Below are 19,647 nucleotides of genomic sequence, written 5' to 3' on the forward strand. Positions count from 1 at the left end.
CTCACCATTATCTGACCGGTTTTAGGCTGATAAGGGACTCCTTTTGCCGCAGCGTCGATAAAAAAATGAACCAAAACCGCTCATTTCCGTTATAATGTATACTGTAGCGAGCGGGAGCGAGCACTTTTGTTTCCGTTCGGTACCGTAAGGAGGTATATATTGCATGCAACTGTCTTATAAAACAGCCGGCAGCCGGCCGGTTACCCATTCGTTTCAAAAAACGGCGCTAAGCATCTGCCTGACCGTTCTGGCCGCCTTCTGCCTGCTCTTTGGCATCGGCAGTCTGGCAGCATATCAGGAAACAGCCGGTCCCAGCGCCGCCATAATCATAAAAAAAGAACCGGCCGCCACTTTACAGCAGCGGCCGGTTACCCAGGCGGCCGATCCGTCTCTTGCCGCCACACCGTCTATCTGGCCGGTCTACGGAACAATCACCTCCGGCTTTGGCTGGCGCAGTTCGCCCCTGGAAAGCGGCAGCGAACTGCATCAGGGACTGGACATTGCCGTCGGCACCGGTACGCCGGTCGTCGCTACGGCAGACGGCAAGGTAGTGCAAAGCGGCTGGGCCGGCGGCTATGGCAATCTGGTTAAAATTGATCACGGCAACGGTCTGGAAACGCTGTACGGGCACAACGATAAAGTGGCTGTAACCGTCGGCCAGGAAGTCAAGAAAGGGCAGATCATTTCCTATGCCGGCAGTACCGGCAACAGTACCGGCCCCCACGTCCACTATGAAATCCGGAAAAGCGGCACCGCCGTCGATCCCGTAGCTTACCTGGTATTATACTAAGGAACCGCTGATTTAATTAGCCGGCCAGCCTGGCGAGAAAGATCCGTCAGGATGAGCTGGTGAATAAATCAGTGGTCCCTTAAGCAGAAAATCAAGCGGCCGCATACCGTCGTATACCTCAGCATATGCCAACCCGGTTAAACAGAACCGCTATTTTTCTTGCTTACTGCCTATTGCTTAACAATAAAATACATGTTATTATGTTAACAAATAAATCGTAATCCTGTGATGCACGCGAACTTTTGCTATGTTCAACCTACTTTATTAATTGGGGATTTAGATGGTATGCGGCTGCCGGGCCACCGAAGAGTGGAAGGCAAAACCATATCTTATGAAGCCCACCTGCTAGCGGCAGGTTTGAACATACCAGGTGGCGGCATCCTGGGACCAGTAAGGGACTTATCTTTTGATAAGTCCCTTTACCGTTTTTATCCGCCTTAGCCCGACAGGTTACTGGCCGCCTGCGTTGGAGTTCCCCGCGGTAAGCGTCCGCAGAATTCCTTTCAAATGACTTACACAATGATCCAGCTCGCCCTGCCCCTTTTCATCCAGGGGCAGCTCCAGCACCCGTTCGATGCCATTTTCCGAAATGACGCACGGCAGGCTTAAAGCCACATCGGTCACGCCATATTGGCCGTCCAGCACAATGGAGACAGGCAGTATGCACTTTTCATTGCGCATGATGGCGGTCACCAAGCGGCAGGCGCTTAAAGCCACGCCGGAGCTGGTATGCCCCTTCAAAGCCAGGATATCGAAACCCACGGTTTTCATATCCTGCAGAATTTTATCCTTGTCGATTTTTTCCGCTAAACCGAACTGTTTTTCAAAATCATCAAAAGCGATTCCCACGATATTGACGGTATTCCAGGGAATAAATGCCGCAGCACCGTGTTCGCCTAATACATAGCCTGTCACATTTTTCGCATCAACCCCGCAAATGTCGCCCAGCATCTTATTAAACCGGGCCGTATCCAGCAAGGTCCCGGTGCCAATAAGCTTTTCCCGCGGATATCCAAAACGGGTCTGCGCCACATAGACCAGCACATCCAGCGGGTTGGAAACCAAAATGACAATCGCCTCCTTAGTATATTTTGTAATATTGTCCATCACTTCCGATAAAATAGCCACATTTTTCTCTAATAGTACCATGCGGTCACCATTATTGCCCTGTGTAATATTGGCGCCCGAGGTGATGATGATAATTTTGGCATCGGCGCATTCTTCATAGCCGCCGACCCGGATCGACGTATTGGCACTATACACAAAGGCGGTTGTATGGCTGGCATCCAGCACTTCGCCCCGTGCCTTATCCTGGTTGCGATTGATCACCACAATATCATTGACTATGTTTAGCCGCAGCACCGAATTCAAAATGGCCGACCCCACATTGCCCGCCCCGATAATAACAAGTTTTCCGCTTTTCATTCCACACCCTACTCTCCTTATCTTATGGCAGGACTCTATACCTGTCTTCCTCTGTCTATAACACGCCATAAATTTGAATATAGAATATTCCGCTGTTCCGGCCAAAATCCTGCCGCAGTAATCTGGTAATTCATACCGCCAGCCGCATTTCTGCCAAGAACTATTAATGATAAGGCACAAATGTTCGCATTGTACCTGCATCGAGCATATAGAAATTTTGTAAACATACAACTTTTAACGACATATAATTTACAAACGTTCATATTTCAAAATATTGATAAAATAATAATCCTGGTCTATAATTATGACCAGAGAAACTACCTATCGCGCAATACATAAGAATAGTGATAATTCGGATAAAATCAAACTTTTTTACATTTCAGATAGCAACAGCTATTATTTGCAATTGTTCAAATATAGATATATTGATAATATGATTCATCAAAGGAGGCTGTCATGAAAAAATTCATCGACGATCCCCGTCTCATTTTTAAATGCTGTAGTCTCTACTATGATGATCAGCTCAGCCAGCAGGACATCAGCGAATATTTAGGCGTCTCCCGTCCCTCGGTATCCCGGATGCTCAAGCTGGGTAAGGAACAGGGATTTGTTAAAATCGAAGTAACCAATCCCTACAATATCAAATTCGGCAAGCTGGAGCGGGAACTGGAAAAAAGGTACGGCCTGCGGGAAGCCGCTATTGCCGAACCCAGCCCTGCGGAAACGGCCAACGAGCGAATCAGTCTCAACGTGAGCAAAGAAACCGTCAATTTTCTGATTCGCACTCTCGAAGACGGCGACGTGGTCGGCGTCTCCATGGGAATGACCCTGCAAAACGTCCTGCGAGCCGCCCGCCAGTTGGAAGAACCCATCCGTTGCAAATTCGTACCCATTCTCGGTGGTATCGGCGCCAGTCGGCTGGACATTCACTCCAACTATATCGCAAGCGAATTTGCCCGGCTATTCGGCGGTGACTGTGCCCAGTTCTTTTCTCCGGCCATCTTTTCCGATGTCAATGTTCTGGAAGGCTTTCTGAAGGAAGAATCGGTACAAAGCGTATTAAGACTTTATCGCAGCATCAGCACAATTATCATGGGTATCGGCATCCCTCAGCGCGGCGGTTCCACCCTGATGGAAACAGGCTATGTCAGCGGCGAAACGCTGGACAAGTTTGTCGAAGCTGGTGCCGTTGGCGATATTCTGCTGCAATTTTATGATCAGGATGGCCAGTGTGAGCAATTTATGAGCTTTAACCGCCGGGTGGCAGGCATGCCATTTAAACAGCTAAAGAAAGTCCAGAAACGGATCGGCATCGCCGGCGGCGCGGTGAAAGCCCTGGCTGTGCGCGGTGCCATCAGGGGCGGCTTCATCAATACGCTGGTCACCGATTTCGACTGCGCTACGGCCTTGCTTGCACTTTAGAAAGTATAAGGAGTACATGATGATTTATCTTGCTTTATTTGTCATTTTAGTATTACAGGCTGCGGCCACGCTACAGCAAGTCCGGCAGTATAAAAAAACGGTCCGCCGTCTCTGCCAGCTGGGCAGTGTCGGCATCGGCAGTAAAAAGGGTAAACTCGCCCCCGGCAATATTGTCGTCATCGCCTGTGACCAGGACGGCCGGATTACCGGCGGCGAAATACTGGAAGGCTATACGATTCTCAGCCGCTTTCAAGCCTTACAGCAGATCACCGGCAAAACCATCTATGAGCTGCACGACGAGTACCAAGCGCTGCCGGCCAAACAGCAAAAGGCCTATAAAGCGCACTTGCAGGCTTTGGAGGCACTGATTCTACGGTTAAATACAGTTGAGGCATAAGCGGTTCAAACAGGAATCCCAGGGCCCGGGATACCGTTTGTTCCGTTTATGACTCATCTTTACAACATATAAATCATGTAAAATGGAGGAAATCAACGTGGATTTAATAGCAAATCTAGCCAATGGCTTTATGAATCTTTTCAAAGCAGGCGCAACCACCTTTTCCGGCTGGGTAGTCGGAATTATTCCGCTCATCGTCATCTTAATGACCGCCGTCAGCGCCTTTATTAAATTAATCGGCGAAGAGCGCATTCATAACCTGGCGCAAACCGCAACGAAAAACGTAGTAACCCGGTACACCATATTGCCGATCCTGGCCGTATTATTTTTAGGCAACCCCATGTGCTACAGCTTTGGACGTTTCGTCGACAACAAGCATAAGCCGGCCTATTACGATGCCACTGTAAGCTTTTTGCACCCGGTAACCGGTTTGTTCCCCCATGCTAACGGCGGTGAACTGTTTGTCTACATGGGCATTGCTGCCGGCATTACCACCCTGGGTTTTCCCTTGGGAGAACTGGCTGTCCGCTACTTCCTGGTTGGCGTGATCGTCATCTTTATCCGCGGTCTGGTAACTGAAAAAATCTATGCCACATTAAAAGCAAGAGAGAAATAAAAACCAGTATCGCTCCCTAATTTACGACCTTAGAAAGGAATGATTCCATGTACCGAGCAATTACCATAACCAGGGGAAACAGCGGCTGGGGCGGCCCTTTAACCATCATGCCCACTGACACCTGCCATAAGGTTGTCAGTGTAACCGGCGGCGGCATTCACCCCCTGGCCGTCAAGATTGCCGAACTGTCCGGCTGCGAAGTCATTGACGGCTTCACTACGGCGGTGCCGGACAGCGAAATGTTTGTCGCCGTCGTCGATTGCGCCGGCACTGCCCGCTGCGGCGTATATCCCAAGAAAAATGTCTTTACCGTCAATCTCACACCGGTCGGCAAAGTCGGTCCTCTGGCCAAATTTATTACCGAAACCCTCTATGTATCCGATGTAACCGAAAACTGCATAAGCTACGCCCCGGAAGGAGCTATCCTAACCAGTAAGGACGGCAGCCAGGCGCAAGCCACCGCCCCCGCTTCCCCCGCCGAACCGAAAACCAAGGCCCAGGCCAGAGCGGAAATCGCCGCCATGAGCGCCGGGAAAAAGAAAAATGCTATTACCCGTCTCGGCATTGCCGTCGGCGGCGTGGTCAACAAATTTTATCAGGCCGGCCGCGAAACCATTGACATGGTGATAAAAAGCATCCTGCCCTTTATGGCCTTTGTCAGCATGATCATCGGTATTATCCAGGTGTCCGGCATCGGCAACGTCATAGCTCATACCGTCTCGCCACTGGCCAGCACCCTGCCCGGCATGCTGCTCATCTCCATTATATGCTCGTTGCCCTTTGTAGCGCCCGTAATCGGCCCCGGCGCCGTCATCGCCCAGGTCGTAGGAACACTGCTGGGCGTGGAAATCGGGCTCGGCCACATTCCCGCTCAATATGCCCTGCCTGCTTTGTTCGCCATTAACGCGCAGGTCGGCGGCGATTTTATTCCCGTTGGCCTAAGTCTTGGCGAAGCCGATTCGGAAACGATTGAATTGGGCGTCCCCGCCGTACTCTATTCCCGCCTGATTACCGGCCCGCTTTCCGTACTCATCGCTTTTCTGTTCAGCTTTGGTATGTATTAAACAAACCTCGATTTACGGGAGAAATCATCATGAAATATCATTCAGAAATCACCGGCTGGGGAACCGAAGCTATGCAGTTCCTCACCGAAGCGGATCTAAACTGCATCATCATCTTTAACGACGGCGTGCCGCCGGAGTTGGCTGATATGGCCGTTCTCCATCAGCCGGCCCCTATATTGGCCGATTTTGCCGCAGGCGATATGCTAAGCATCTGCGGCAAGGTCTTCTCCATATCCTCCATCGGCTCCGAGGTCATGCATACCTTGAAGGAGCTGGGTCATTGCACCTTGAGCTTTAAGGGCGGCCCTACCCCCGAACGCCCCGGCTGCATTATGCTCGAGGGCGAGGAGGCCCTGACACCGGCCGACTTTACGGTTGGCACTGCCATAGAAGTATTTTAAACAAAAGGACACTGCAGCCAGGCAGTGTCCTTTTGCGACACACCAGTTTAGGGCCAGCAGCGCTACCCTCTGCTCATACGGCCGCTTCGCAGTGGAGGTTGTAAGCTTTGGGGAAACCGGAATACGTTATAAGGATCGTAAGCTGCTTTTATCTCCTGCAATCTGGGCAGGTTTTTTCCAAAGTAGGCCTGCAGATACCCTTGCGTTCTATTATAGGGAAAATTTATATAAGAACCCCGGGTGAATGTCTCAATAAAGCAAAAGCCCTGCATGATCCACCGTCGATGGGCCCTTGCTTCATCTTTCTTTTTCCAGGCAGACATGAGCGCCATAATGTAATCAGCCTGCCGGTAAGCAAAAGCCGTCTCCTCCGTTTTGACATCCCGGACAGCACCACCCAGCGAGTAGACACGGATGGATGAATCACGTTCGGAAGGAGCTTGTTCGATAATATGAATCAGCGTATCCAATTGCCCCTTCGAAAGCGTTTTCTGAACGAATCTGCCTGCCGCCTGAAAAGTCTCACTCTTAGGGTAAATGGCTCCAATGATCTTTATGGCATCAATAAAGGGAACATACATAGTGATTTCCAGAGTCAAGCCCGGAATAGCCAGGAAAGGACGCAAGAGCTGTCTGGCCGTTTCAGTAGTCCCATAGAAAAAACCGTTCAGCCAGGCACCGGCCGGGTAGATTCCGCCGAATGCGCTCATACGGCAATCCAGTCCGGGCAGCCATTCCTGCCACAACGGCATAAAACGGTCTCGGGCCGCTTTATTATTATCCCACCTAAGCTGAATGACCGTAATTTGATCTACCTTCTCCAACCGGAAAGTATAGTCGGTTACAACGCCAAAGTTTCCGCCGCCAGCTCCCCTAAGCGCCCAAAACAAATCGGAATTACACTGACGATTGGCCACAAGCTGTTCCCCGGCATAATTAATCATGGTTACCTCAAGCAGACTATCCGCCGTTAATCCCAAATACCGGGTAGAGAGACCAATCCCGCCGCCTAAGATTAACCCGGAAATCGCTACTGTCGGGCAGGTCCCGCCGGGAAATGCGTAACCATACTCGTACAGCTGTTCATATAATGACAACAATCTTGTCCCTGCCTGTACTTTTACCGTAGCGTCCTGCAAGTTTATCCGGACTTGATTCAGCAAAGAAGTGTCAATGACCAGTTTGCCGGTGCCATTGGAATACCCCTCATAATCATGTCCACCGGACCTTACCCGTAGTCCCAGTCCGTCCTTTTCCGCCCGGCAAATAGCGTTGGCGACGTCGCGGGAGTCAGTGCAATATACGATCATTGCCGGATATTGGCTGATCGCTCTGTTATAATCCTGCCTGGCCCGCTCATAACCTGGATCACCCGGTACTATAACTTTCCCAGTTAACCCTTCGCAGTCCAAATCATTCACCTACTTGTTTTTTATATATACTATGTAAACCTGCTGGTTATGGTCCCTCCAGACTCTGACCAGGCCTGGCTAGCCCCGGAACTTACTATCTTCTCTTAGGTATTGGCGACTCTTTTAACAAATACTTAAATCCAGCTTAACAATGCATCCCTCCTTAAGCGGTATACTAAGGGTAAATAAAATGCCATGCCGATTTGACCCTCCTCCGTCAGCTACGGCATGGCAATCCCTATACAGCTATAAAAGGGTGTTCAGCCCTTTTACATACAAGCCAGTGGTCGTATGCACCACCGGTATAAACCGTTCCTGTGCGCAGGGCGGTTTGTTAGTTTGTAGCACTCTAAAAAATATAAAAGGAAAGATGGCTAAGGGATGATCTTTCCCCTCCAGCCATCTTTTTCTGTGTTTCTTTTATTAGAATTTTACTGAAACATTAGTGAAGAAGCGGTTGCGATCGCTGGTTACTGTTTGGCTAGTCGCACTTTTATCCAATACTTTATAGTTAAAATCGCCAACCGTCAGGCTAGTATTTTTATCGAAAGTATGGTTCCAAATAATCAAACCACCCTTAGTATTGCTATTTGGCGTTCCCGACATATCAGCCAAATTGTAATCAAAAATATTAGCCTGATCCTGAATATAGTAGACACCTGTTGTCAGCTTGTTTTTGTCATCCAATTTGCGGGTTACATTGGCCTGGAAACCCTGGTTCGCATAAGAAACGCTGCTTTTTAAGTATTCGGCCGAAAGGCTGGTCCGGTCACTCAATTGCCGGGTACCATACACACTAAAAAGTGTTACATCATCGGTCTTTAAATTCCACTGTGCCACTGTATCTTTGCCATAATTCACTTGTGCCAGCATAGCGCCTACGGTAGCTTTATCACTTACCGCCGTCGTTCCCTGCAACACATAGAACTTGTCGTCATCCTTGCCATCCTGGTAGTTTGTTTTAGCCGCAATAGTATTTAGATTAACGGCACCTACCTTCTTGCTGACATTTACGGCATACGGCAAGGCATGTTTGCCGATAAAGCCGTTGTCATAAGCAATGCCGCCGCCCAAGGTCAGTGCCTGGGAACCAATCACATAGCTGTAGCCGGCATTGCTGTATTTCAGCCCAAACGCATCAAGGGCCGCATTGTTATTATCATCAGCAGCACCAATAAAATCTTTGGCAAAATTTCCGCTGTCTTTACTGATATTCTGGTAAGTAAAACGGGCATATGCATCTAAATTGCTGGCAATGGGTGCTTCGGCATTCAACGTAACCGTTGACTTAAAGGAATTTCTTGTTTTATCCCCTGTACGTTGCGGATCGTGCTGTGTCCGGTAATGGAGAGTGATGGTGCCGTCAATTTTTACTGCGTCGTCGGCAGCAAAGGCTGTGCCTACCCCGGTCAGAACAAGGCTGGCGGTCAAGGCCATAAGTAGTGATTTTTTCATAATAACTCCTCCAAATAAAATAGAATGATTTCGCGGTTAGTACTACCTTTTAGCTGCTAACCGGCCCTCGAGTGGTATTTTTATTGTTTTATATGTGCCCACAGAGGACAAAAAAGCAAAGAAGCCCCAGGATTGGTCCTAAAGCTTCTTTGCTTTATATTTAGTAAATGTAGCATAGAGGGAAATCATTTGCAATAGTTTAGGAATAATTTTCTTCTAAAATATTTCTTTTCTTATTTTTGCCCGGCAACTAAACCTACTGTCTCCCTATTGATCACCATTTTCAATGCAGTATTTCTATGATTTTACCGGCAACATTCTCATAATGCTCTGCCGTGGGGTGCCGCCAGGAACCGGCTATCAGATAGCAATAACGTAAATAATAGAGGAACCTGTCTATCAACGCATGATCCGGTTCATTATATATAAACCGGATAGCTTTCGCCATTTTATCGGGGTTTACCACATGATATACCAATCCCTCTATGTTGTAAAACGAATCACCCAGCGTAATCACCGGCTTATGCCGGACTAACGCCTCAATGCCCACGGTGGAGTTGATGGTAATAACTCCCTGGGCTTTGGCAATCAAATCGGCGGTGGGATAGAACCGCAAAAATATAATATTATCATATTGATATTTCTTCTTTAATTGAGAATAATCGACACGGCCAAAGTCGGAAGGATGTTCTTTAACAACGATCCAAACATCCACCCGGTGAAGCCGGTTATATTGTTTTACCCCATGCACCACATACCGCACCAGTTCTTCCATTGACCGGATGTACGGAGAATACAGCAGAACCTGTGTATCATCATGGACCTGAAAGGGAAGAAAAATATACTTGGCTGGCAACTGAACCGCTTCCGGTTGGCGGTTTTGCTGCTCACCTACCTTTTGATACCATTTTTTCTTTAGTCCGCGGCCGGCAGGACCAGCAGCATACAGATCGGCAAGCAGCCGTTCGTCAGGAACGACGGCATCATAAAAAGAACGCGCTTTACCGGCCAGACTATTTTTATAATTAACTCCCCAGGGATCAAGCGTAGTCGTATCGGGGAGATAGCCATTTTCAAAAAAAGCCGTCTTCTTGCCAAGCTTTCTTGCCACCCGCATGGCGGCTGCCACAGGAATATTTAGGCCATTCCAGACACAAACAAGATCAACCGCCACACGGCACATATAGTTATAAAAATAGAGAGTAGCGTAATAAGCCCGGTTCTCCAGAACCTGCCGCGAATGCATCCAGCCACGAAAACCTTTAAATCGGCGCAGTTCACCCTTTATCAGGGAAAAATGAATAACATCCATTAATTCTTCACCGGTAAACGTCACTGCTTTCGGCAATTCGGGCTTTACCAGCGCACCGGAAAAATCGGCTAAACTATAGTGGACGTGATGAACATGATAGGCATCACGCAGCGCTGCGCCCAATTGACTATAATACTGCCGTTGATGGCGATTGAGCGATATGAACAAAATTGACGGCTTATCCTGGCTCTCCAAAAATAATCCTCCATGACTTTCCTTTTCTCTACTCTCTTAGCATGCCAAACACACAGCGCTGTGATACACAGCTCGTTTAAAAACTCACGCAAAAAGCAAAGGGCAATTTTCTACTTTCCTCCCATTATCTTTTGAATTACGAAAAAAATCGCTTTATCCATGTTATTTTCCGCAGGAAAAAACTAAAAGCAAAACAAACCGGCAGAACCAGGATGGCCACTGCATACATCTTTACCAACGGATTCAGACTGAACTCCCGCAATGCCATAGTGATCGCGACTACAATCGGCGCATGAAAAACGTAGACGCCAAAAGCATTATCGGCGAGAAATTTACTGACCGCTCCCTGCGTATTGTATTTGTGTTGAAAAATAGCAACGATCCCCAAAGAAACCCCTACACAAAAAAACGACTCCCAGATCGCGCTGGCTGCTGCCTGCCAATAAAAGCCACCGGCAAAGGCCGCCCCGTTCTTTACAATATTACCCCCGATAATCAGTCCAAACCACGCTGGGAATCCCAAGACCAACGTTAGGATAAACCAGCGTTTGCCAAATGTATACGAAAGCTTACTTAGTAAATTACAACGTTTAAAGATAATCCCTACGGCAAAAAGAACAATATAAGATGAAAAATAGCCAATTTGCATAAAATTACCTGTCAGAGTATTAAACAGCGGCACCCCTGCCGGCTGAACCAGACGTATTAGAAAAGCAACAATTGCCATAATTGCCATGACAAAAAGAACCCAGGAATTCTTAATTGACTTGGCTTGTTTTAGATACGCAGGCATAGGCGGAAAAAATGAAATATGCCTCAGCAGGGCATAGACAAGGGAAAACACCAAAAGAGCCAAAGCAAACCACAAAGGACCTGAACTGCTAAGAAATTCTAAAGAAGAAATATAGTGTATATACCAGGAAAGATAGGACAGATTGTTATGCTGAAAGGCTCCTACAACGAATAAGGCAATGGGGTTAATGAACAGCATGTAACTTAGCGTAGGGATTCCCAGACGCAGCAGCCTGTCCTTAATAAATTGACCGGTTCCCTTTTTATCCAGTGATCCCGGCACAAAATAACCGGCTATAAAGAACAGCAAACCCATAAAATATGCCTGGGTAAAAAAACCGTATATAGCAAATAACAGCCCCGCAACCAGCGGGGTTTTGGATGGCTCAGTATAATACCAAAGTCCATGCGTACTATAGGTGACGTTAAGATGCATCAATACCACAAAAATAATCATCAGCCAGCGAATATTATCCATAAAATACAACCTGGTACCGCCAGTCGTCCAACGGATATCCTTGCTTTCAGAACGCGTATTCATTCCAGCACCTCTTTCAAATAATTTACATTTTCACAATTCCATTATATCCCCTAGCCTGGTCAAACGAAAGAACAAACAGCAAGCCGTCCAAAAAAGACGGCTTGCTGTTTGATTATCCATCGAGCAGCCTTTCTAAACTCCGTTGTTTAAACGGTAAACGCCTGACTTATTATCAGTATGCCATTACCTCATATCCGTCCTCGGTCACCAACATCATGACTTCCCACTGCACCGATAAGCTGTCATCTTCTGTGTAATAGGTCCAGCCATTCTTATCTAAATATATTGACGCTTTGCCGGCGTTGATTATCGGTTCTATAGTAAAGATCATGCCAGGAGCCAGCAGCATCCCGGTATTAGCTTTTCCTTCATAGCCAATCCAGGGAGGTTCATGAAAGCGCAAACCGATTCCATGTCCGCCTATTTTTTTCACAACTGAATAGCCATGTTTCACGGCATGTTCCTGTATAACCTGACCCAGATCGCCAAGAAAGCCCCATGGTCGTACTTGCTTCAAACCCAAAACAACACATTCCTGCCCAACCCGGACAAGCCGCCGGGCCTCTTTTGTTGCCTTCCCTACGCAGAACATCCGGGAAGAGTCCGAAAAATAGTCTTTGTATATTGTTGAAACATCAACATTTATAATATCGCCATCGTACAATACTGTTCGCGGGGAAGGAATTCCATGGCACACCTGATTGTTTAGCGACGTACACACACTTTTGGGAAATCCCTTGTAGCCAAGCTGTGCGGGTACTCCCCCCAATTCTACCGCTTTTTGATAGACGAGCCGGTCAATTTCCTCCGTAGTAATTCCTGCCCGGACATACTCTGCCACTGTATCCAAAACGGCCGTATTCACTTTGCCGCTCTCTCGGATTGCTGCTATTTGGAGCGGATTCTTGATCATTTGTCTCGACGGAACCAGATGCCCCCGCTTTTTGTAGCGGGCAACCCTTTCGTCAAAATCGGCATGACATTTTTTGTATTCTTTTTGACTGCCGCACCAGCATACATCATTTTTGTCTAATCCAGTAAGCACGCCATCCCTCCTTTCTTCATCTCATCTTCTGTATAATATATCAATATAAACAGCCCTGGGTTACATCGCAACAGCTCCGATGCAGCCCAGGGCTAACTTGCCTACTCAAAGGAGACGGCTTGTCCAAAACAGCGTCAAAACAGGGACGTTTCCTTTTATCCAATCAAAAAACCGCGTTGATTTCTTCGAACCGGGCTCTCCTACTTAAACAATCCTTGAAACTATACCATCATTCTTGGGTTAAGGTACATTCTCTAGCAATTCCCCTCATACACTTGTTGCAGGTGCCTGCGGGCCACTCTGGCCAACCGGTGCACTGTATCCAGCGGGGTAGGCTGCCGTTCTGCCATCTGCCATCGCGGGAAAAAGCGAGTCACATGGAGCGCTATGTCCGGCCTGAGCGATGCCAGCCAGGCTGCGAGCGCCTCCATTTCTGCCTCGTCGTCATTTTCTCCCGGCACGATCAGAGTTGTCACTTCCACATGGCAGGCTTTACTGGCAAGCTCGATCGTTTGCTTCACCGTTGCCAGGTCACCGCCGATCAGGCGATAAAACCGTTCGCTAAACGCTTTCAGATCAATATTCATGGCGTCAATGAGCGGCAACAGCTCACGCAGCGGCTTTTCACAGATAGTCCCGTTCGTAACCACCACATTTTTCAGGCCCTGTTCGGCCGCCAGTGTAGCGCAGTCACGGACAAATTCATAGCCAACCAGCGGCTCATTATAAGTGTAGGCCAGTCCGATATTACCGGCTGGCTTCAACTCCAGCGCTTTGTTTACCAGCGTTTCCGGGGAAACCTCCAGAATGTCCAGTTTTTCGCCGCCGCATTGGGCAATATTACTGTTCTGGCAAAAAGGGCAACGTAAATTGCAGCCATAACTGCCTACCGATAAAATCAGGCTTCCCGGAAAAAACCGCCGCAGCGGTTTTTTCTCGATCGGGTCAAGCGCTATCCCCGTCAGCTTGCCGTAATTTTCACAAATGATTTCGCCCCGGTAGTTAACCCGGGCCCGGCAAAGACCGGTCTGTCCCTCTTCCAGCGAACAGGCATGGGGACAAATACCGCAAACCACTCTCATGTATGGCGCACCACCTCAAACCGTTCCAGTGAGTAAGGCTGTCCCGGAGCTATGCCCGCCTTCTCCAGGGCAATACTGATTTGTTCGTTTACCGTTCTTACGCCTTCCAAATTAGACAACAACAGACCACGCTTCCTGCCGCTGGTAACGATAACACCGTACCGCTTTACATCCAGTTGATTGGCAGATTCTATGGCTTCCGGCTCGGCCAGGACATCCACACTGTAGGTTAAGTCAGCCAATTCCCGTTCGGTTACCGGATCAAAGCGCGGGTCTTCCGTCCCGGCGCTTACCGCATTGCGCATAACTTCCGCAGCAACCGATTCGGTCACCGGCAAAATCGTACCGATACAGCCGCGCAGGCGTCCCTGTTTTTTCAGGGATACAAACACTCCGGCCTTTCGCTGCCGAAGCTCTGCCGGCAAATCGTCAGGTAAGCTGGCATACATTCCGGTTCTAAGGTATGTTTCCAAGGAAAGCCGGGCCAGACGGACATAAACGTCTTCCTGCGCCTTAATCCGGCTCAGCCGCTCCCGTTCCTGCCGTTCATAACTTACGTCAAACCGGCGGCTGTCGTCGCTGCCGGTGACAGTAAATATCCCCACCGCATAACCGACACCGAATGTCCCCTCATAAGAGAGTAATTCCGGTTGAACAGTTCTGCCGTCCAGAGCGCCGGCCATAATCACGAAAGAACGCAGGCCGCACTCTGCCGCCGCTTCGCAAAAATCCTCCGGGAAGGTCATTAACCGCAGAAAGTCTCCCCCGGTTATAGCCTCCGTTACCTCCCGGTCAAATTCCGGTCCTTCGGCGGCAAAGCCATAGGGTCCTTCGACTGTTAGCTTATGGGATAAATCACCACTGGCGACAAAAACCACTCGCCGGTTCAAGTTTGCCGCCGCGGCGGCAATGCATTGTCCCAAACGGTAGTGTTCCAGCAGTGACAGGCCGGATAACCCGATGCGCACCATCGGGCAGGTAACTCCCTGCTCTTGCAAAAACCGGACCGGAATTAACGTACCATGGTCCAGTGCCTTTTCCCGTTCGCCCAAAGTTCCGGCAGGCAAGCCGCGCCGGGCAGCCATTTCGCTCAAGGTTTGCACGAACTCTCCGTCATAGCTTACAGTCACTGTAAGGTTAGGTATACCAAATTGACGTAACCCGCCCTGGGCTCCTTCGCCCGGTGAAATATGAAAATAATCCCCGTACAGCGTAGCATGGGGCGATGCGATAATAACCGTATCCGGATTCAGTACTGCAATACGCCGGGCCGCCTCCCGGTAAGCGTCAATAGTCTTTTGAATTTTCTGTTCCTCGCCACGCCCTACCTCCGGCAAAATAATCGGCGGATGGGGCACGATGGCCGCAGCTAAAACCGTCATTAAAAATCTCCCCCTTTTCTTTATTATAAGAGCAGGCAGGGAATTACATACAGTAAAAAATCACGCTCACCACTTAAACAACAGCAGTTTTATCAAAATCCGGCTATTTCAGGCAACATAGTCAGAAAGGCCCGCACTGCCATCGTCAGTGCGGGCCTCGCCACTATCTTTTTTCTATCTAAGCAACAGCTACAAATGACTGGCCACTTCAAAAGCGTCCCAGATCGCATACATAATATTTGATACCCGGCGGGCATCACCGAGCAGATGAACCTCAGGCAGCCTGGGTTCCAGCGACTGGTACAGTGCATTGTTTTCCCGGTACCCCACGGCCAGAATAACACTGTCACAGACAATCCGTTCTGTCTCTTGTCCTCTTTTTATCTCCAATACGCCGTCCTTAAAGCTTTGCGCCTGAGCACAGGTCTTGAGTTCAATGTCTTTGAACGGAACCAGTTTTTCCAGCATTTCACTGTTAGCATGGCAAAGCGGTCCATTGACAGCCAGCAGCTTATGCAAGGCCTCCACAATCGTTACCTGTTTTCCTTGTTCCTTCAACCATAAAGCCAGTTCACAGCCTACCAGTCCGCCACCAATGATCACCGTATTGGCCCCGGGATCCTTTTTCCCCAGCAACACTTCGGCCGCCGTAAAGACTTTGTTATCATCCCCCAGTGAAAACACCTTAGGCGTTGAACCGGTTGCCACAATAACCGCATCAAAATCACCGGACAGACAAAGAGCCTCATCAACCGCCGTATTCAAGTGGACTTCTACCGACAAAGCTTTTAAGGTTTCGGTATACCAGGCAGCCAAAGCATGGTCGTCCTCTTTAAAATCCGGTACGCCGCCGGGAATCAGATTGCCCCCCAGCCGGTCGCTCTTCTCGTAGAGCACCGGTTCATGGCCGCGCAGCTTTAATACCCGGGCCGCCTCACAGCCTGCCGCACCGCCGCCTGCGATGAGCACTTTTTTCGGGCGCAGAGCCGGCGTGAGCATCGTGGCCCGTTCCCGGCAGGCATGCGGATTTACCGCACAGTTGAGCGCCGAGTATTCCTGTATCCGGCCCATGCAGCCTTCCTGACAGGACAGGCAGGGACGAATCAGTTTGGTACGGCCGCTGCGCAGTTTATTTACGTAGTCGGGATCGGCCAGCAGCGGACGGCCCAGGCTGACAATATCACAGACACCTTCGGCAATCGCCCTGGCTGCCATATCGGGATTATCCATCCGGCCGGCGCATAGGATGGGTACGTCCACCGATTCCTTCATTAACTTGGCATAGGGCCGATAAAGACCTTTTTCCTGATACATCGGCGGATGACTCCACCACCAGGCATCATAGGAGCCTACATCCACATCCAGCGCATCATAGCCGTACCGGACCAGCAGTTTTGCCGCTTCAATCCCCTCCGGAATGTCACGGCCTTTTTCCTCAAACACTTCCCCCGGCAAGGCGCCGTCGCGCAAGTCCTTGATAAAGCTTTTGGGACTGTACCGCAAGGTGACCGGAAAATCGGCGCCGCAGCGTTTTTTGATTTCCTCCACAATCTGGCGGGCAAAGCGCAGGCGGTTTTCCAGACTGCCGCCATATTCATCGGTTCGCTGGTTGAATAGGGCAATAGCAAACTGGTCAATCAGATATCCTTCGTGAACAGCATGAATTTGCACGCCGTCAAAACCGGCCCGCTTGGCATGATAAGCCCCTTCGCCGAATTGTTTTACAATATACAGGATTTCGTCCACCGTCAATTCGCGGCAGGTCTTATCCAGCCAGCGGTGCTGGATGGGGGACGGAGCTACCGGTGGAAACTCGCCCAGATTGGTCGGAATGGTAACCCGCCCAAAGCCGCCGGACATTTGCAGAAAAATCCTGGCGTTGTAAGCATGAATACGCTCCGTCAGTTCCCGCCCGGTACGGACAAACTGTACCGGATTATAGGTGGAACAAGGACAGTTGGGCATGCCATGCTTTTCCACCTTGTTGTCGACAAAGGTAACGCCGGTAATAATAAGCCCGGTACCGCCCTTGGCCCGTTCCGTGTAATAGTCGATCCCCCTTTGGTTAAAACCGCCTTCAGCGTCGGCCAGTCCCAAGGGTCCCATGGGAGCCATGGCAAAACGGTTTTTCACCGTACAGTTGCCAATACGAATTGGCGTAAACAACTGTTGATATGAATTCATCACACTGCCTCCTCTTCTCCAAAGAATCGCTGATTTTATGAGCAACACGACGAGAGATTCTTTTGTCTGGCAAGCAAAATCCAGAGGAAAACCGGAACCCCCCCAAGGTTTTGCTGACATAGCCGGACGGAAAATCCCATCTGGACGCACAGTACGTCCAGATCAGCATAGCCCTTCTCTTTATAGCATACTTTCCGCCAATATATATGTCAATAGTTACATGTTTTAATATACATAATACTCTAGGCGGATACCTTAAATTATGCTACAATGAAAATCACTTAAATGGAGGTATTCCCATGCGGACACTAAAATATGCGATTCTCGGACTGCTAAACCGCGGTCCGCTAACCGGCTATGATATCACCAAAGAATTCGCCAGTGCTCTCGGTAATTTCTGGAGCGCCAAACACAGCCAGATCTATCCCGAGTTGAAAAAGCTGGCTGACGAAGGGCTGGTTGTCTTCCATACGGTCACACAGGGAGAAAAGCTGGAAAAAAAGCTTTACACCATCACCCCTGACGGCAGAAAGGATTTTCTCCAATGGCTGAACCAAGACGAACCGCTCGAACCAACCCCCAAGGATATTTTTAAACTGAAAACCTATTTTTCCGACGCTCTGCCCCTCGGCAAACGAATCGAACAATTTCAATCGCAGCTAATTAAACGCCGGGAAAAACTGTACATACTTAAAAACCATAAAGAAAAGCTGTATGGAAGCATCAACCCGGCCAGCTTGACCGACCGACAGCGCAGTGATTATCTCGTTCTGCAGGGAGCTATCCTACGGGAAGAGGCCTATGTAACCTGGCTGCGGGAAAGCATCGCCCTCCTTGGCAGCTAAACGGCGAACAAAGGCCTGCCGCACGTTAACACATCGACTTTTTCACCTCGCCTAATCCCAATAAAAAAACAGGAGGCCATCTGGTTTGGCCTCCTGTTTTACTTATTCGGGAAGACAATAATTCTTTTCTCTTACCAACCGGATAAGGGCATTCACTACACCAGGATCATACAATACCCCTTTATTTTGCAAAAGTTCCTCCAAAGCGGCATCCATCCCCGGCGCCGGCCGGTAAGGACGGTGGGAGGTCATCGCTTCAAAGACATCGGCAACCGCAATAATCTTGGCCTCCGGCAGAATTTGCTCCCCCGTCAGCCCATGCGGATAGCCGCTGCCATTTAAACGCTCATGGTGCTGCAAAATAATCTTCGCAATGGGCATGAGAAAGTGCACATCCTTTAGAATATCGTAGCTCATGGCAGCATGGGTCTGAATCAGACCGAACTCCTGCGGCGTAAGCTTGGACGGCTTCGTCAACAGTTCGCCGGGAATGCCGATTTTCCCGATATCATGCACAATAGCCGCACGGCGCAGCATTTCACAGCGTTTTTTATCCCAGCCTAACTCGCAGGCTATATCGTAAGAAAGGATACCCACCCGCCGTTGATGGCCGGAAGTATAGGGATCCTTTAACTCTACCATCTTTGCCACCGTCAACAGTGTTCCGTCGATAGCTTCCTCAAGCTGTCGCGCCTGGCTGGCGATGCTTTCCTGGTAGCCGATATTATCCATGGCAATGGCCGCCGTGTCGGCCAGCACGTGGAGCACCTGTACCTGTTCCGCCGTAGGTCGGCATACTTTGGACCAATAACAGCCAATGGCACCGATTGGATCGTTTGTTTTAATCGGCACCATGGCCAGGCTGCGCACAAAGGTTTTGCGATATACATCAATCGGAATCCGGTCATCATGATAAATATCTTCAATAATAGTAGGCTGGCGGTTGCGCATAACCCAGCCGCTGATGCAAATCTCCATGGGAAAACGCAGCCCTTTCCACAGCGGAGTAATGGCATCTTCCTCTGCATAATAGCAAAATTCTCCATCCCGTAAGACAAAGGTAGCCCCATCCGAACCGGTAAGTTCCCGTACCGAATGGCGGACAATATCCATTACCGCCTGTAAATCATGGGTAGCGGAAAGCTGCTGCACGACCTTAAGCAATTCCTCCATAATATGAAGCGCTGGTGCGCAGGCATCGGGTTCGACGAGCGCGGAGGTATTGTTATTTTGAAGCATAACCGATACTCCTTTCGTCTTATTCCCTCAGGTTGTCATACGCTTGTT

The 19,647-nt window shown here is 49.3% G+C and carries 17 protein-coding genes and 1 other RNA gene; 8 read left to right on the forward strand and 10 right to left on the reverse strand.

The features are described 5' to 3' along the window. Positions 1-163 precede the first annotated feature (163 nt). The gene (locus F3H20_RS06420; protein ID WP_149734125.1) at positions 164-790 is read left to right on the forward strand and encodes a M23 family metallopeptidase; all 627 of its coding nucleotides are present in this window, start codon (positions 164-166) and stop codon (positions 788-790) included. A gap of 217 nt (positions 791-1,007) precedes the next feature. Further along, positions 1,008-1,182, forward strand: a non-coding RNA gene (ssrS, locus tag F3H20_RS06425) — 6S RNA. Positions 1,183-1,240: 58 nt separating this feature from the next. Here the strand turns inward: ssrS and F3H20_RS06430 are convergent. Beyond that, on the reverse strand, positions 1,241-2,215 hold the full coding sequence (locus F3H20_RS06430) for an L-lactate dehydrogenase (RefSeq protein ID WP_149734126.1): 975 nt from the start codon (positions 2,213-2,215) through the stop codon (positions 1,241-1,243). Positions 2,216-2,671: 456 nt separating this feature from the next. Here F3H20_RS06430 and F3H20_RS06435 point away from each other — a divergent pair, with 456 nt between their 5' ends. The 5 genes from F3H20_RS06435 (at position 2,672) to F3H20_RS06455 (ending at position 6,115) form a co-directional block, all read left to right on the forward strand. Beyond that, positions 2,672-3,637, forward strand: a complete 966-nt coding sequence (locus F3H20_RS06435) for a sugar-binding transcriptional regulator (RefSeq protein ID WP_149734127.1) — start codon at positions 2,672-2,674, stop codon at positions 3,635-3,637. A gap of 16 nt (positions 3,638-3,653) precedes the next feature. Next, the gene (locus tag F3H20_RS06440) at positions 3,654-4,034 is read left to right on the forward strand and encodes a transcriptional regulator GutM (RefSeq protein ID WP_316842693.1); all 381 of its coding nucleotides are present in this window, start codon (positions 3,654-3,656) and stop codon (positions 4,032-4,034) included. Between the two features lie 97 nt (positions 4,035-4,131). Next, positions 4,132-4,650, forward strand: coding sequence for a PTS glucitol/sorbitol transporter subunit IIC (gene srlA / locus F3H20_RS06445; protein ID WP_091750807.1), 519 nt, complete (start codon positions 4,132-4,134; stop codon positions 4,648-4,650). Positions 4,651-4,697: 47 nt separating this feature from the next. Continuing rightward, positions 4,698-5,714 carry a PTS glucitol/sorbitol transporter subunit IIB gene (gene srlE / locus F3H20_RS06450; protein ID WP_149734128.1) on the forward strand — a complete coding sequence of 339 codons (1,017 nt, stop codon included), beginning with the start codon at positions 4,698-4,700 and terminating at the stop codon, positions 5,712-5,714. A 29-nt stretch (positions 5,715-5,743) separates the two neighbouring features. Continuing rightward, positions 5,744-6,115, forward strand: a complete 372-nt coding sequence (locus F3H20_RS06455; protein ID WP_149734129.1) for a PTS glucitol/sorbitol transporter subunit IIA — start codon at positions 5,744-5,746, stop codon at positions 6,113-6,115. A gap of 62 nt (positions 6,116-6,177) precedes the next feature. On the opposite strand, the gene F3H20_RS06460 is transcribed toward F3H20_RS06455, so the two are convergent. From F3H20_RS06460 to F3H20_RS06495, 8 genes are all read right to left on the reverse strand, one after another. Further along, positions 6,178-7,527 carry an FAD-binding oxidoreductase gene (locus F3H20_RS06460; protein WP_149734130.1) on the reverse strand — a complete coding sequence of 450 codons (1,350 nt, stop codon included), beginning with the start codon at positions 7,525-7,527 and terminating at the stop codon, positions 6,178-6,180. Positions 7,528-7,950: 423 nt separating this feature from the next. Continuing rightward, positions 7,951-8,982 (reverse strand): hypothetical protein, encoded by a 1,032-nt coding sequence (locus tag F3H20_RS06465; protein ID WP_149734131.1) that lies wholly within the window; start codon positions 8,980-8,982, stop codon positions 7,951-7,953. A gap of 283 nt (positions 8,983-9,265) precedes the next feature. Then, positions 9,266-10,489 (reverse strand): capsular polysaccharide export protein, LipB/KpsS family, encoded by a 1,224-nt coding sequence (locus tag F3H20_RS06470; RefSeq protein WP_149734132.1) that lies wholly within the window; start codon positions 10,487-10,489, stop codon positions 9,266-9,268. Positions 10,490-10,625: 136 nt separating this feature from the next. Further along, complete coding sequence (locus F3H20_RS06475) at positions 10,626-11,822, reverse strand: acyltransferase family protein (RefSeq protein WP_149734133.1); 1,197 nt, start codon at positions 11,820-11,822, stop codon at positions 10,626-10,628. Positions 11,823-11,994: 172 nt separating this feature from the next. Then, positions 11,995-12,867, reverse strand: coding sequence for a type I methionyl aminopeptidase (gene map / locus F3H20_RS06480; RefSeq protein ID WP_149734134.1), 873 nt, complete (start codon positions 12,865-12,867; stop codon positions 11,995-11,997). Positions 12,868-13,121: 254 nt separating this feature from the next. Then, positions 13,122-13,949 (reverse strand): AmmeMemoRadiSam system radical SAM enzyme, encoded by an 828-nt coding sequence (amrS, locus tag F3H20_RS06485; protein ID WP_149734135.1) that lies wholly within the window; start codon positions 13,947-13,949, stop codon positions 13,122-13,124. Continuing rightward, positions 13,946-15,331 carry an AmmeMemoRadiSam system protein A gene (amrA, locus tag F3H20_RS06490; protein WP_149734136.1) on the reverse strand — a complete coding sequence of 462 codons (1,386 nt, stop codon included), beginning with the start codon at positions 15,329-15,331 and terminating at the stop codon, positions 13,946-13,948. Before amrA ends, amrS begins: the two co-directional genes overlap by 4 nt. 189 nt (positions 15,332-15,520) lie before the next feature. Beyond that, positions 15,521-17,515, reverse strand: a complete 1,995-nt coding sequence (locus F3H20_RS06495) for an oxidoreductase (protein WP_149734137.1) — start codon at positions 17,513-17,515, stop codon at positions 15,521-15,523. 299 nt (positions 17,516-17,814) lie between these two features. On the opposite strand from F3H20_RS06495, the gene F3H20_RS06500 reads away from it, so the two are divergent. After that, positions 17,815-18,360 carry a PadR family transcriptional regulator gene (locus F3H20_RS06500; RefSeq protein ID WP_149734138.1) on the forward strand — a complete coding sequence of 182 codons (546 nt, stop codon included), beginning with the start codon at positions 17,815-17,817 and terminating at the stop codon, positions 18,358-18,360. Positions 18,361-18,462: 102 nt separating this feature from the next. On the opposite strand, the gene F3H20_RS06505 is transcribed toward F3H20_RS06500, so the two are convergent. Continuing rightward, the gene (locus tag F3H20_RS06505; protein ID WP_188128220.1) at positions 18,463-19,599 is read right to left on the reverse strand and encodes an HD domain-containing phosphohydrolase; all 1,137 of its coding nucleotides are present in this window, start codon (positions 19,597-19,599) and stop codon (positions 18,463-18,465) included. Positions 19,600-19,647 lie beyond the last annotated feature (48 nt).

It is taken from the genome of Propionispora hippei DSM 15287 (assembly GCF_900141835.1).
Classification (GTDB): Bacteria; Bacillota; Negativicutes; order Propionisporales; family Propionisporaceae; genus Propionispora; species Propionispora hippei.